The 13,459-nt window shown below is 57.5% G+C and carries 17 protein-coding genes; 7 read left to right on the forward strand and 10 right to left on the reverse strand.

Going from position 1 to position 13,459, the window contains the following annotated elements; genetic code table 11:
* Nucleotides 1–171: 171 nt before the first annotated feature.
* Both BZL43_RS15320 and BZL43_RS15325 read right to left on the reverse strand, forming a co-directional pair.
* Nucleotides 172–984, reverse strand: a complete 813-nt coding sequence (locus BZL43_RS15320) for a retron system putative HNH endonuclease (protein WP_168185099.1) — start codon at nucleotides 982–984, stop codon at nucleotides 172–174.
* Nucleotides 981–2,402: an AAA family ATPase gene (locus BZL43_RS15325; RefSeq protein ID WP_095633096.1), complete on the reverse strand. Its 1,422-nt coding sequence runs from the start codon at nucleotides 2,400–2,402 to the stop codon at nucleotides 981–983. Before BZL43_RS15325 ends, BZL43_RS15320 begins: the two co-directional genes overlap by 4 nt.
* Nucleotides 2,403–2,831: 429 nt before the next feature.
* Here BZL43_RS15325 and BZL43_RS15330 point away from each other — a divergent pair, with 429 nt between their 5' ends.
* A complete protein-coding gene (locus tag BZL43_RS15330) occupies nucleotides 2,832–3,095 on the forward strand; it encodes a HigA family addiction module antitoxin (protein WP_095633097.1) in 264 nt (87 codons plus the stop codon).
* 11 nt (nucleotides 3,096–3,106) lie between these two features.
* Here the strand turns inward: BZL43_RS15330 and BZL43_RS15335 are convergent, their stop codons facing one another.
* On the reverse strand, nucleotides 3,107–3,628 hold the full coding sequence (locus BZL43_RS15335; RefSeq protein ID WP_095633098.1) for a Bro-N domain-containing protein: 522 nt from the start codon (nucleotides 3,626–3,628) through the stop codon (nucleotides 3,107–3,109).
* A gap of 437 nt (nucleotides 3,629–4,065) precedes the next feature.
* Nucleotides 4,066–4,326, reverse strand: a complete 261-nt coding sequence (locus BZL43_RS15340; protein WP_008007559.1) for an accessory factor UbiK family protein — start codon at nucleotides 4,324–4,326, stop codon at nucleotides 4,066–4,068.
* Nucleotides 4,327–4,740: 414 nt separating this feature from the next.
* Between BZL43_RS15340 and glnK the strand changes: the two genes are divergently transcribed.
* From glnK to sutA, 4 genes are all read left to right on the forward strand, one after another.
* Nucleotides 4,741–5,079, forward strand: coding sequence for a P-II family nitrogen regulator (gene glnK / locus BZL43_RS15345; RefSeq protein WP_002555808.1), 339 nt, complete (start codon nucleotides 4,741–4,743; stop codon nucleotides 5,077–5,079).
* A gap of 35 nt (nucleotides 5,080–5,114) precedes the next feature.
* Nucleotides 5,115–6,452, forward strand: a complete 1,338-nt coding sequence (locus tag BZL43_RS15350) for an ammonium transporter (RefSeq protein WP_095633099.1) — start codon at nucleotides 5,115–5,117, stop codon at nucleotides 6,450–6,452.
* A gap of 214 nt (nucleotides 6,453–6,666) precedes the next feature.
* Nucleotides 6,667–7,092, forward strand: coding sequence for a secondary thiamine-phosphate synthase enzyme YjbQ (locus tag BZL43_RS15355; protein ID WP_007989493.1), 426 nt, complete (start codon nucleotides 6,667–6,669; stop codon nucleotides 7,090–7,092).
* 103 nt (nucleotides 7,093–7,195) lie between these two features.
* Entirely contained in the window at nucleotides 7,196–7,519 is a 324-nt protein-coding gene (gene sutA, locus BZL43_RS15360) for a transcriptional regulator SutA (RefSeq protein WP_095633100.1), read from the forward strand.
* Nucleotides 7,520–7,705: 186 nt separating this feature from the next.
* Here the strand turns inward: sutA and BZL43_RS15365 are convergent, their stop codons facing one another.
* From BZL43_RS15365 to BZL43_RS15390, 6 genes are read right to left on the reverse strand one after another with little or no spacing between them, the layout of a single operon-like run.
* A complete protein-coding gene (locus tag BZL43_RS15365) occupies nucleotides 7,706–8,410 on the reverse strand; it encodes an HAD family hydrolase (protein ID WP_095633101.1) in 705 nt (234 codons plus the stop codon).
* Nucleotides 8,407–9,306: a tyrosine recombinase XerC gene (gene xerC / locus BZL43_RS15370; protein WP_095633102.1), complete on the reverse strand. Its 900-nt coding sequence runs from the start codon at nucleotides 9,304–9,306 to the stop codon at nucleotides 8,407–8,409. Before xerC ends, BZL43_RS15365 begins: the two co-directional genes overlap by 4 nt.
* A 2-nt stretch (nucleotides 9,307–9,308) precedes the next feature.
* Entirely contained in the window at nucleotides 9,309–10,034 is a 726-nt protein-coding gene (locus BZL43_RS15375; protein WP_095633103.1) for a DUF484 family protein, read from the reverse strand.
* A gap of 13 nt (nucleotides 10,035–10,047) precedes the next feature.
* Complete coding sequence (gene dapF / locus BZL43_RS15380; protein WP_095633104.1) at nucleotides 10,048–10,878, reverse strand: diaminopimelate epimerase; 831 nt, start codon at nucleotides 10,876–10,878, stop codon at nucleotides 10,048–10,050.
* A gap of 4 nt (nucleotides 10,879–10,882) precedes the next feature.
* The gene (gene lysA / locus BZL43_RS15385; RefSeq protein ID WP_095633105.1) at nucleotides 10,883–12,130 is read right to left on the reverse strand and encodes a diaminopimelate decarboxylase; all 1,248 of its coding nucleotides are present in this window, start codon (nucleotides 12,128–12,130) and stop codon (nucleotides 10,883–10,885) included.
* A gap of 9 nt (nucleotides 12,131–12,139) precedes the next feature.
* Nucleotides 12,140–12,319, reverse strand: a complete 180-nt coding sequence (locus BZL43_RS15390) for a lipoprotein (RefSeq protein ID WP_095633106.1) — start codon at nucleotides 12,317–12,319, stop codon at nucleotides 12,140–12,142.
* Between the two features lie 320 nt (nucleotides 12,320–12,639).
* On the opposite strand from BZL43_RS15390, the gene cyaY reads away from it, so the two are divergent.
* Together cyaY and BZL43_RS15405 are read left to right on the forward strand one after the other, a co-directional pair.
* Nucleotides 12,640–12,972: an iron donor protein CyaY gene (cyaY, locus tag BZL43_RS15400; protein WP_095633108.1), complete on the forward strand. Its 333-nt coding sequence runs from the start codon at nucleotides 12,640–12,642 to the stop codon at nucleotides 12,970–12,972.
* Between the two features lie 4 nt (nucleotides 12,973–12,976).
* The gene (locus BZL43_RS15405; RefSeq protein WP_095633109.1) at nucleotides 12,977–13,195 is read left to right on the forward strand and encodes a DUF1289 domain-containing protein; all 219 of its coding nucleotides are present in this window, start codon (nucleotides 12,977–12,979) and stop codon (nucleotides 13,193–13,195) included.
* The last annotated feature ends 264 nt before the right edge of the window (nucleotides 13,196–13,459 follow it).

The following is a 13,459-nucleotide window of genomic DNA, read 5'->3' on the forward strand; positions in this document are numbered from 1 at the left end:
GTCAAGAAATGAAAAAGCGAACTGGCGAGCTGCTCTTTCGGGAAATCTGATCGTATTTAGACCATTTGCTTTGTCCAGACGACTTCACCAGACGCTTACAAAAAAGTTAGTCAGGCGACTTACTTATAAATGCGGTTCAGGCTCTTGCAACCATATTTTTGCTTGTAAAAGCTAACCACGGTACCCACTGTCAGTAAGGTACTGATCAGCAGTGGCGCCTAAGCAAAGACGGATCGTAGTAAAAAAATCCGGCCAGCGCTGACGAAAATAGCGTTCGGCTAAATTGCGTAGCCCTTGTTGCGCACTAAAACCAGCATCGCGCTGCCTTTTCTTGCTGCGCTCAATTTCTCTGCTGATGGTCAACCTTGCTGTCGATAGTCGTTCGCAGTTGAGGTTTAGCATCTTTATTGTGTGCTGAACTAGCTCTTGTACATCCGTATGCTGATTGCCAGGCCAAACGGTGAAGGTTGCACACGCAACTTCATTAGGAAATAATTTTCCGGTACTTCTCTCCAGACGGAATAGGAGAGGTGACCGGGGTAGATCAAGCGGGTTGATGATCCAGCCTTCACATTGCTGCGGTAATACACCCGCTTGAATCATCCGATCCTTGTGCGCATCGCAGCTCAAATTTTCACTCAATGGTTCAAGCGCATAAGGTGCGCTTGCATGCTTCCAAGAACCGCCAGAGCAAACCGCCAAGAGATTGTTCCAATCTAGCGCCCAATTATGCTCCGGTGAAATATCCGCTTTGGGGTGGAAATGCTCGACCCTACATTTCAATGGATCATTTTCATGAATACCAATTTCACAGAATGCACAGAGCCCTCCTTGGTCACTGATGAGCTGCGTACGGCAAGTAGTGTAGGCGACAGGTCCATTAAAGAGGGTATCAGTTCGCATTTGCTCCCAACTACTATCCGGCGCAGCATTGCGGTAGGCAGTTAGCTGTGCAGGTTCGGCTTCCCGAGGTACGTCCTTCAATCCTCTTGCTCCCATTTACGGTTTTCTATATGCAAGTCGGCTTCAAGAAGTTCAGGCTCATTGCCCTGATAGCGAGCGTCCAAAATCTGCCTTAGCTCCAAAGCACGAGGGCTACTCCAATCATCCCGGTCTACCAATGCTAGATACTCCCTAAGCTCCTTAGTCGCATTATTAGTAGATGGACGTACATCCTCCAATCCCAATACTTGCTTCAGCATACGTTCAGGTTCAGCTCCCTCAGTTCCAGGTGGGGCTGAGAAGATTTTGTTATCTCGAAGAATACGAATACATTCAGATGGAACCGTAGTTAGTACCTGAGGACTGTGAGTAGTGACAATGAATTGTGTTTTTGGGAACGTGCGTAGCAAGTCCTCCAAGACCCTTTGCTGCCAAGCAGGGTGTAGATGAAGGTCAATCTCATCGATCAGCATGACTCCGGGCGCAAGTAAAACAGGTGTACCAAAGGAGGGGATATCGTCAATCGCCGAGTCCTCAAACCATGTCGGATTGAGTTCTCGCACCTCGTCAAGGAAGGCGGTAGCTGCTTCCTCGTTAGAAAAGTCGAATAGTTGATGTAAATGGCTATTACCAATTGCGAGGCGCCGAGCAAAATCCATAGCCAGTGCCAGCATGCTCTGGTAACCCTGACTAAGCTGACTGACCTGAAGTGGGCTCGGTCCGTGCCCGGCATCAACTACAAACTTGTGTTCCCGATTAAACCTAGGATTGTTGTAGTCACCGCCTAAGACTTGATTTATGGCCGATCTAACTGCGCTCAGTGCTACGCTTTCTTCGTATTCTTCGGGGCGGCAGCCCTTGTTACTCCGCAGTTCAACTGACTCTTCGACATCAAACCACTTGAGCATCTCCCGAAAATCACTTCGCGCATGCAGAGCATCGAATAAAGCAGAAGTCGGATGGCTATAGTTCTGATTTCCTGCACGCAATCGCTGAGGAATTTCGATGTAGCCTCTCTGGGCACCGTAGTAGGCAAAAATCGGCAGAAGCTCAGGCGCGTCCGACTTCAAGCTCTCGTTGATACGAGCCAAATCTCGTGACAGCTCGGACTCACCGATTTTTTTTGACGGTGCCTTGCCTCTCCAGATATCCCATTTTAATGGCGTAGTGGTTTCGACAATCACCTGTGAGGAGTCGCAAGCTCCCCAACGCTCCTGAGCACCGCGTGTACCCCAAGACTCGATTCTAAAGTCGGTATCTTTGATCCCAACTCCAGACAACCGCTGATTGGGCGAAGACAGATACCGAAGAACAGGCGAAAGCCCAACAGAAATCCCATCCAAAATAGCAGTTTTCCCGCCACCATTTTTGCCAACGATGACAGTCAGCCGAGGATGAAGAGTCAGCTCCAAATTATCGAAGCAGCGAAAATTATTCAGGGTGACCTTGCTCAAACGCATGTCAGGTAACCTTTTCTATTGAGGCTTCTACTAAAAGCCGAATTCACAGTTCAACCCACTGATCCGTCTAAGGGCTTAAGTCATTCGATGTAGCCTCATGGGCACGTTTTTAGTCTGACGAATGATCCCCTTGTCTTTGTTCACTTTAACAAAAACCTTAGCGATAGGGCCGGGGTTTTGCTCTATTGGCCTACAACAGACATTTTCGGCTCTTACGTCTTTAGTTTCGTTGAGGCCTCGTAACCAATACTTGGTATTTTTTGGGAAGCGTAAGGGAGGTAGAAGGCCAACGTAATCAGCTGTGGGAGCTATTTTTTGTAGGATCGTGCCTGGATCAGTGAAGGACATCGGTGAAAGAGTGTTGACGGTCTTGTCTGATCTAGGTTGTTGCTTAACATGTACTGCAGAAAGAAGCCTCAGGAGGTGCGAATGAACCGTATTGGAATGCGCCCGATTCATCCTGGCGAAATCCTCAGTCAAGAGTTTATGGAGCCGGTGGGCATGACCTTCGCGGTTTTGGCAGGCTCGCTGAATGAGTCTGAGAGTGAAGTCAGCAGCCTCGTAATGTGCCAGATCGGGGTCAGTGCCGATCTGGCCAAGAAGCTTTCCATCCATCTCAAAACAACACCCGAGTTCTGGCTTAACCTGCAATCGACTTACGAGTTGCGTAAGGCCCAGGTGAGGCGCGGCTGAGCTCCGGGTGCTCAAAGCGATTGCAGCACCCGCGAAGCCCTTTTCCACCACGATCCATTCGCTGTACATCGTGGCAGTTCCCGACCAGGCAGCATGGATGGAACATCCTGCAACCGAATCCACGGCTGATTATTCCAGTGCAGCAAACTCAACGACATCTGCGGCCAATTCAGCAGGCTCAGAATCGGGCGCTCTGTTGAGGCGGGTTGCTGGGCGTCTCTGAGCACTGGCACCACGTCGTGGGTCAGCCATTCGCGCAGGCCTCGGTATTCTGGGCAGTAGTGGTAAACCAGTAACGCGTAGACGCCGGATTCGCTGATCAGCAGTGTGTTTTCGACGGTGCCGTGGATGAGCATCTGCAGATTTTGGTGTTGGTCGGGATCGAGTTTGCGTAGCGCTCGTTCGTCGAGGAAGAGGCGGAGCAATCGGCCGAGGTCGCGGGCGCTGAACCAGGCTTGGTTTTCCAGGAGGAGGGCGTGGAGGTAGAGTTTGTGGCGGGTGAAAATGTGGGGGATTAGATAGTTTTCGTCCATGGTGCAGCTCCCGGATTCGTATGAAGGAAACTGCCTCTGATCGTCGCCAAACGAAAAGGGTGGCAGCTATACGCGGGTTGGCGAACCGGTGCATCCGGAAACCGGCAGACCCGAAGGTCTCCCACGCACAGCCGCCATAATTCGAGATGGGATAATTCCCCGGTTCGAACGTGGTCGCAGTGCGTCGGATGCTATCCGGGTCGCCAAACCCAGTGCTGAACATTCAGCATTGGGTGAGCTTAGAAACCGGGGCTTTGCGACGCAATCGGACGGCGGTGGTTTTCTTGTAGGACGTTGCCGGGGTTTTTGAAGGCTTAAAGATCAAAGGATCGCAGCCTTCGGCAGCTCCTACAGGGGTGGTCTGTCCCATGTGGGAGGGCTGGTAGACCGAGGCGTCCCCATTCGCGGGCAAGCCCGCTCCCACAGGGATTACGGTGTTACTCGGTCGGTGGATTGAGCTTCGCTTCCAGCTCCGCCACTTTCGCCTCAAGGCTTTCCAACCGGGCGCGGGTGCGTGCCAGTACGACCATCTGGCTATCGAATTCTTCCCGGCTGACCAGATCCAGCTTGCTGAAGCCGCTCTGCAACAGAGCCTTGAACTGGCTTTCGATTTCGCTTTTCGGCAGTGGGGTGTCGCCGCTGAAGAGGCGGGAAGCGGTGCCGCTCAGGGCGTCGAGGAAATCTTTGGGCGCGAGCATGGGAAATGTCCTGTCAACAATGGCGAGCAGTGTATCACGCAGTGTCTATAGTCAATCTCGGCAACTGCGATGCACGCTTTTCGCGCAATCGAGTGGGCGGCCGCGCACTGTTGTTGTGCGTAACGGTTGCCTCAATCGGGCGGAAGGCGCTTCGGCCGCGGCCAAGGCATTGAAATCAATGGGATTTAGATAGATGGCAAGCTTTCTGCTTAGTCGCTGGTGACCCATGCACTGATGCAGTCGCTGTGACGAATGCAGTGCGCCAAGCGGAACGGGGGATGTTTCGTGCGGAGTGGTTCGCTGGCGTCGGACGGCAGGTAAGGCCGACGATGCGTTACAAAGCCAGGCACTGCGCTTAGACTTGAGTCGGGTTTGTTTTCCTGGGGCAAGTCCACCAATTCGGGAGAGAGTTTCATGAAGCTAGTCACTGCCATCATCAAGCCGTTCAAACTGGACGACGTGCGCGAGTCGCTGTCCGAAATCGGCGTGCAGGGCATTACCGTTACTGAGGTCAAAGGCTTCGGCCGGCAGAAGGGTCACACCGAGCTGTATCGCGGCGCGGAATACGTGGTCGATTTCCTGCCCAAGGTGAAGATCGATGTCGCCATTGACGACAAGGATCTGGACCGGGTTATCGAGGCGATAACCAAGGCCGCCAACACCGGCAAGATCGGTGACGGCAAGATCTTCGTGGTCAATCTGGAACAGGCGATTCGCATCCGTACCGGCGAAACCGATACCGACGCAATCTAAGCCGCCACAAACCCAACGCCCCAGGAGAAAACAATATGACTCTGCGTAAAATCGCAGGGCTAGGAGCCCTGTTGTCCCTCGTAATGCCCGGCCTGGCCATGGCGGCAGACGAAGTGGCGGCCCCAGTCCTCAATTCCGGCGACACCGCCTGGATGATGACCTCGACAGCCCTCGTGCTGTTCATGACCATTCCCGGTCTCGCGCTGTTCTACGGCGGCATGGTTCGCTCGAAAAACATTCTTTCCGTGATGATGCAGTGCTTCGCCATTACCGGTCTGATCAGCATTCTGTGGGTCATTTATGGCTACAGCATTGCGTTCGACACCACCGGCATGGAACAGGGCGTCGTCAACTTCAACTCGTTCTTCGGTGGCATGGGCAAGGCGTTCCTCGCCGGTGTCACGCCTTCGAGCCTGACCGGCCCCGCGGCACTGTTCCCCGAGGCGGTCTTCATTACCTTCCAGATGACTTTCGCCATCATCACCCCCGCGTTGATCGTCGGTGCTTTCGCCGAGCGGATGAAGTTCTCCGCCATGCTGATTTTCATGGGCATCTGGTTCACCCTGGTTTATGCACCGATCGCGCACATGGTCTGGTCCGGTAACGGCGGCCTGATGTGGGACTGGGGCGTTCTCGACTTCGCCGGCGGCACCGTGGTGCATATCAACGCCGGTGTGGCTGGCCTGATTGCCTGCCTGGTGCTGGGCAAGCGTAAAGGTTTCCCGACCACCCCGATGGCCCCGCACAACCTTGGTTATACCTTGATGGGCGCCGCGATGCTGTGGGTCGGCTGGTTCGGCTTCAACGCCGGTTCCGCTGCCGCCGCCAACGGCACTGCCGGCATGGCGATGCTGGTCACCCAGATCGCCACCGCTGCGGCGGCGCTGGGCTGGATGTTTGCCGAGTGGATCACGCACGGCAAACCAAGCGCACTGGGTATCGCTTCGGGTGTGGTGGCCGGTCTGGTTGCAATCACTCCGGCGGCCGGCACCGTGGGCCCGATGGGCGCTCTGGTGATCGGTCTGGCGGCGGGCGTGGTGTGCTTCTTCTGCGCCACCACCCTGAAACGCAAACTCGGTTATGACGACTCCCTGGATGCCTTCGGCGTGCACGGCATCGGCGGTATCCTCGGCGCAATCCTGACGGGTGTATTCGCGGCACCGGCTCTTGGTGGCTTCGGCACCGTCACCGACATCGGTGCACAAGTCTGGGTCCAGTGCAAAGGCGTTGGCTTCACGGTGATCTACACCGCGATCGTCACGTTCATCATCCTCAAGGTCCTGGATGCCGTCATGGGGCTGCGTATCACCGAGGAAGAAGAAGCTGTCGGCATCGATCTGGCGCTTCACAACGAACGCGGCTACAACTTGTAAGCACGCCCATGAAAAAATTGCCCGGCTTGCCGGGCATTTTTTTGTCTGGGATTTGTCAGTGAAGGAAGGGCTGAAAGGTTTTTTCATACACGTTCAGTCCCGTTTGCGACGGGGGTTTTTATGCGGCCAATGGCTTACATGATTGAAGGAATATTAGGGCCTTTGTTTTTTTCCAGAGCGCGCTAGAATGCGCCCCGAACGTGCGGAGAACAGTATGTGGCAACAGACTCTGATCACCTTGCGAGCACGGCCCCGGGGGTTTCATCTGGTAACGGATGAATTGCTCGCCGGCTTGCCTGAACTCAAGGCGTGTCGGGTCGGTCTGTTGCATTTGTGGCTACAGCATACCTCGGCGTCGTTGACCATCAACGAGAACGCCGATCCGGCGGTACGTCGCGACTTCGAACGATTTTTCAATCGTCTGATCCCACAAGGAACAGACGGCTATGAGCATAACGACGAAGGCCTGGACGACCTCCCGGCGCACTTCAAGGCCAGCGTACTTGGCTGTCAGCTCAGTTTGCCGATCTCGGCAGGCCGACTGGCGTTGGGGACCTGGCAAGGTGTTTATCTGGGCGAGCACCGTGATCACGGCGGTGCCCGTAAAGTCCTCGCCACCGTGCACGGTGAAGGGGCATGAAAACCGCTGGTCACCAGTGGTGGTTGATTTTTTCCGGCAGCCGTCGACAGACAGCAAAGCTGGGCTATAACTAATTTGCTTTTCGCAAGTCATGAGGTAGAACATGAGCGACGATGATCTGGAAAACGACGACCTCGAAGTAGGCGACGAAGACGAAACCGAAGAAGGCCTTGATGCGGCGGCAGAAGACGTCGCTGAAGACGACGGCGGTGATGTGCCCGTTCCGACTGCCAAAGGCAAGGCCAAGGCTGCGGTATCGGTCGATGAGCTGCCGAGCGTCGAAGCCAAGAACAAGGAACGCGACGCCCTGGCCAAGGCCATGGAAGAGTTTCTTGCACGGGGCGGCAAGGTGCAGGAAGTGGAGGCCAATGTGGTCGCCGATCCTCCCAAAAAGCCTGATAACAAGTACGGCAGCCGGCCTATCTAAGCGCCTGCTTCTTGCTTGCTGAAAAAGCCCGCCGTCGCTGCGGGCTTTTTCATGGGGAAGGATAAATGGGCCGAAGAGCTTCGCGGGCAAGCCTCACTCCTACAGGATTTGTGTCGTTCGCAAATATCGCGCACGACGCAAATCCTGTAGGAGTGAGGCTTGCCCGCGAAGGCGATCTCAAAGCCGCTACAAAACCGAATTCCAGCGCGCCAACAACCCCGGCAACTCGGTCAAACTGCGAATCTCGGCATCCGGCGCCTTCTCTGCCTCCCACACCTTGCCCGCCGGGTTGAACCAGATTGCCCGCAACCCCGCCTGCTGGGCGCCGGCAATGTCATCGCCGGGATGATCGCCGATATGCACTGCGGTTTCGGCAGTCGCGCCGCCCCGCAGCAATGCTTCATGAAAGAGTCGCGCATCGGGCTTGGCGATGCCGATGTCTTCGGCGCACAGGGCAAACTTGAAATAATCTGCCAGCCCCAATCGACGCACATCGGCATTGCCGTTGGTCACCACGCCAAGCGCATAGTGATTGGCCAGAGTTTCCAGGGTCGGTTGCACCTCCGGGAAGATCTCCAGCTGATGCCGTGCATGCAGAAACACTTCAAAACCCTGATCGGCCAGGTCGGCTGCTTCAGCATGTCCATAACCGGCTTCTTCCAGTGCATGGAACAGCACCCGCCGACGCAAGGCACTGATGCGGTGTTTGAGGCTCGGTTCGTGGCTCAGCACCCGTTCGCGAATCGACCACAGATGTTCTACCGGTACTGCGCCCAGGGTCGGCGCTTGCTCGGTCAGCCATTCACGCAATACGACTTCGGCGCTGGCGATCACCGGGGCGGTGTCCCACAAGGTGTCATCGAGGTCGAAGGTGATCAATTGGATGGTCATGAATCGTCGCCTTTAATGCGTTTGGCCCGTGGATGGACGCTGTCGTAGACCGTCGCCAGGTGCTGGAAGTCCAGATGGGTATAGATCTGGGTGGTCTTGATGTCTGAGTGGCCGAGCAGTTCCTGCACCGCCCGCAAGTCCTGAGAGGACTCCAGCAAATGGCTGGCGAAGGAATGTCGCAACATGTGCGGGTGCAGGTTCTGCCCCAGTTCGCGCTCGCCGGCAGCCTTGACCCGTACCTGAATCGCCCGTGGACCGAGGCGCCGGCCTTGCTGGCTGACAAACACTGCGTCGTCCGCCGGGTTGGTCATTGCCCGCAAAGGCAACCATAGCTCCAGCGCTTCGCGAGCCTTTTTACCCACCGGCAACAGCCGCGTCTTGCTGCCCTTGCCCAGCACTTGAACCATACCGTCAGCCAGGTCCAGCTGATCAAGGTTGAGCCCGGTCAGTTCCGAAAGCCGCAAGCCGGAGGAATAGAACAGCTCCAGAATCGCCTGATCCCGACGCGCGAGAAAATCGTCCTCCACCGCGCCCTCAAGCAGTTGCAGCGCGCGGTCGGTGTCGAGGGTTTTCGGCAGGCGACGTTCGCCCTTGGGCGGCGCCAGGCCGTTGGCCGGGTCGTGATCGCACAGACCTTCGCGGTTCAGATAGTGATAAAGCCCGCGCACGGCCGAGAGCAGCCGCGCCAGGCTGCGGGAGGATTGGCCCTGGGCATGCAGGCGGGCGATCAGGCTGCGCAGGCGCTGAATGTCCAGCGCGGCCCAACTGCCAATGTTCTGTTTGACGCACCAACCCAATACTTTGTCGAGGTCGCGGCGATAGGCGTACAGCGTGTGCGGCGACACCTGCCGCTCACTGCGCAGGTGTTCGCAGTAAGCGTCCAGTTGTCGTTCCATGGTCAGCGTACCGAGCGCAGGGAACTGTTGACCCGAGGCAGCACGCGGCCCATGACTTCGGCGATGTAACTCAGGAACAGCGTACCCACCGAGCTCTTGTAGTGCTGCGGATCGCGGCTGGCGATGGCCAGGACGCCGTGGATGCCCTGGTGGCAAATGGCGACGACGGCGGTGGAGCCGATCTGCTTGCGCTGTTCCTCGCCGAACAGGAAGTCCAGTTCATGCTCTCGCAGGCTGCCGCTGACGCTTTTGTCTTCCGAGAGCAAGCCACCGATCGCTGTTTGCGCCTCGGCATGCGTCACCCAACGACCCACCGGCATCGGGTTGTCGCCCAGCAGGATCAGGCTGACGAAGGGCACCTGGAAGTCTTGTCGCAGGCTGTCTTCAACGCTGATTACCACATCTTCCAGGCTGGTGGCGTCCATCAGCGCGAGAATCAGGCGGCGGGTCTTGTCGAAGAGTCGATCATTGTCCCGGGCCACGTCCATCAAGTGCGAGAGGCGATGACGCAACTCGATATTGCGGTCGCGCAGAATCGTCATCTGGCGTTCGACCAGCGAAATGGTGTCGCCGCGCTGATGCGGAATGCGTAGCGCCGGAAGCAGTTCTTCGTGCTCGATGAAGAAATCCGGATGAGCCTCCAGGTACGCGGCAATCGCCGCCGCCTCAAGGCTTTCGCAAGGAGATTCGTCGGGCTGCGGGGCGGGAACCTGGGGCTTGTCGGTCATGGATTTGGCTCACTCAAAGACGCACTTGTCCTTCGTATACGCGTACTGCCGGGCCGGTCATCATGACCGGTTGGCCAGGGCCTGCCCATTCAATGGACAGACGCCCGCCGGGCAGGTCGATCAATAGCGGCGAATCCATCCACCCCTGGCTGATCGCGGCGACTGCGGCAGCACAGGCGCCGGTTCCGCACGCCTGGGTTTCCCCGGCCCCGCGTTCCCAGACGCGCAACTGCGCACGGTTCCGGTCGATGACCTGGAGAAAACCGACATTGACCCGTGCCGGAAAGCGCGGGTGATGTTCGATTTTCGGCCCCAGTTCATGCACCGGTGCGTTGTTGATATCGCTGACCCGCAACACGGCATGGGGGTTGCCCATGGACACCGCGGCCAGTTCGACCTGGGTGCCGTCGACGTCGACCTGATAGCTCAGGGCCTGGCTCGGGGCATCGAATGGAATCTCGGCCGGCACCAGGCGCGGGGCGCCCATGTTGACGCAGATCTGGCCATCGTTGCGGATGTCCAGTTCGATAATGCCGCTTTTGGTCTCGACGCGAATCAGCCGCTTGGCGGTCAGGCGCTTGTCGAGTACGAAGCGGGCGAAGCAGCGCGCACCGTTGCCGCACTGTTCCACTTCGGAGCCGTCGGCGTTGAAGATCCGATAGCGGAAGTCCACGTCCGGGTTGCTCGGCGCCTCGACGATCAACAACTGGTCGAAACCGATCCCCGTGTGCCGATCGCCCCATTGTTTGGCGTGCTTGGGCAGGATGTGCGCGTGCTGGCTGACCAGGTCGAGGACCATGAAATCATTGCCCAGGCCGTGCATCTTGGTAAAACGCAGCAGCATGGTTTTACTCCGGCAGCAGGCTTTCGCCAGCAAACAACTCGGCTACCGTCTCACGGCGACGCACTTCAAATGCCTGATCACCGTCCACCAACACTTCAGCGGCGCGGCCGCGGGTGTTGTAGTTGGAACTCATGACAAACCCATAGGCACCGGCCGAATGCACAGCCAGCAGGTCGCCTTCTTCCAGGGCCAGTTGACGATCCTTGGCCAGGAAGTCGCCGGTTTCGCAGATCGGGCCGACGATGTCGTAGGCACGAGCGGCGCTGTTGCGCGGGCGCACGGCGGTGACGTCCATCCAGGCTTGATACAGCGCCGGGCGGATCAGGTCGTTCATGGCCGCATCGACGATGGCGAAGTCTTTGTGTTCGGTGTGCTTGAGGTACTCGACCTGGGTCAGCAGCACGCCGGCGTTGGCGACAATGAAACGGCCCGGCTCGAATACCAGCGCCAGGTCACGACCGTCGAGACGTTCGCGCACGGCTTTGATGTAGTCGCCAGCCAATGGCGGCTCTTCATCGCGATAACGCACGCCCAAACCGCCACCGAGATCGATGTGGCGCAGGTAGATGCCGCAATCGCCGAGGCGGTCGACCAGGCCCAGCAGGCGGTCGAGGGCATCGATGAACGGTGGCAGGGTGGTCAGTTGCGAACCGATGTGGCAATCGACGCCGACCACTTCCAGGTTAGGCAGTTGTGCGGCGCGCACGTACACGTCCTCGGCGTCGGCGATGGCGATGCCGAACTTGTTTTCCTTGAGGCCGGTGGAAATGTACGGGTGGGTGCCGGCATCAACATCCGGGTTCACGCGCAACGAGATCGGCGCGCGAACGCCCAGCTCCGCGGCCACCACTTGCAGACGTTCGAGCTCATCGGTGGATTCGACGTTGAAGCAGTGCACGCCGACTTCCAGCGCACGACGCATGTCATCACGGGTCTTGCCGACACCGGAGAACACGATCTTGTCCGCAGTGCCGCCAGCGGCCAGCACGCGTTCCAGCTCGCCACGGGAAACGATGTCGAAACCGGCGCCCAAACGCGCCAGGACATTCAGTACACCCAGGTTGGAGTTGGCCTTGACCGCAAAGCAGACCAGGTGTGGCATGCCGGCCAACGCATCGGCATACGCCAGGTATTGGGCTTCGATGTGGGCACGGGAGTAAACGTAGGTCGGTGTACCAAAGCGCTCGGCGATGGCGGACAGGGCAACCCCTTCCGCGAACAGCTCACCGTCACGGTAGTTAAAAGCGTCCATAGCGTTCCCTTAGTAGACGTCGTGCTTGTGGGCTTTCGACGGAGTCTGCTGCGACGATTTGGCTTGCTCTGCGGGGTCCTGATTTTCATCAGGCAGGTACAGCGGGCCTTTTTGACCACAGGCCGATAACAAGCTGACAAAAGCGACGAGCGAAGTGAGCGCAGCAAGGGAAGAGATCAGGCGCTTCATGGCGAAATCCTTGAAAATGCGTTAATTGCGCCGGAGTATACCGGCCACCCGGCAGCTTGCCTATGCGACGCACCTCCCGTCCGGCGGGGCTTGTCTTGTCACCGCCGGAACGCGGCTCTCCTTGTGAGATGCTCGCGATGGCGGTATGTCAGTCACCCGCGATGTTGCAAGTGCCCTCGCTTCGCAAACAGGCTCGCTCTCACAGAGAGCAGTGTTGGATGTACCGACAGGGCCCTGGGTGGTTATCCTTTGCAATCACCGGGGCTCGCCCGTATCTTGCGGCGCTTGAGCGTGAGTAGACACTTTTTGAGGTTCCCGCAATGAGTTTGACCGAAGCCCGCTTCCACGACCTGGTCGATGCGACCCAGCAGACGCTGGAGGATATTTTTGACGATAGTGAACTGGATATCGATCTGGAGAGCTCGGCCGGTGTGCTCACCGTCAAGTTCGAAAACGGCACCGCGCTGATCTTCAGTCGCCAGGAGCCGCTGCGGCAGTTGTGGCTGGCGGCGGTGTCCGGCGGCTTTCACTTCGACTACGACGAGGAGAGCGAGCGTTGGATGTGCGACAAGAGCGAAGAGCAGCTGGGCGAAATGCTTGAACGCATCGTCAAGCAGCAGGCTGACGTCGAACTCGATTTCGAAGGTTTGTGAGATCGTGACTCAGCCTGCGTCCGTTCGTCCGCCCAAACCGCTTTACAGCAATATCAGCCCGGCGGTGCCTTCGCCGTGCAGTGGCGTGTGTCGGCTGGATGAGCAGAAGGTTTGCCTGGGGTGTTTCCGTCATGTCGAAGATATTCGCGAATGGCGCTCGGCGGATGATGAGCGGCGGCGGGTGATTTGTGCGCAGGCTGTTCAGCGAAAATCTGCGGTCTGATCACTCTATTGGGTAGCGATGCTTACCTGTGGCGAGGGGGCTTGCCCCCGTTGGGTCGCCAAGCGCCCCCAAAAAGCTGACGACTGCTGCGCAGCCGAACGGGGGCAAGCCCCCTCGCCACAAAGTTATTCGCCAACCCTAAACACAAAGTTACTCGCTAGCCCTAAAGAGGGTGTTCGGCGGCCTCGCTTGTATATTTATTGAGCTGTGATAGTGTCCAGAGACGCCTCAACCCACCGAGGCTCGTGAAAACCCCGCCTTCTT

This window comes from Pseudomonas sp. PICF141 (genome assembly GCF_002286815.1).
In the GTDB taxonomy this organism is placed as follows: Bacteria; Pseudomonadota; Gammaproteobacteria; order Pseudomonadales; family Pseudomonadaceae; genus Aquipseudomonas.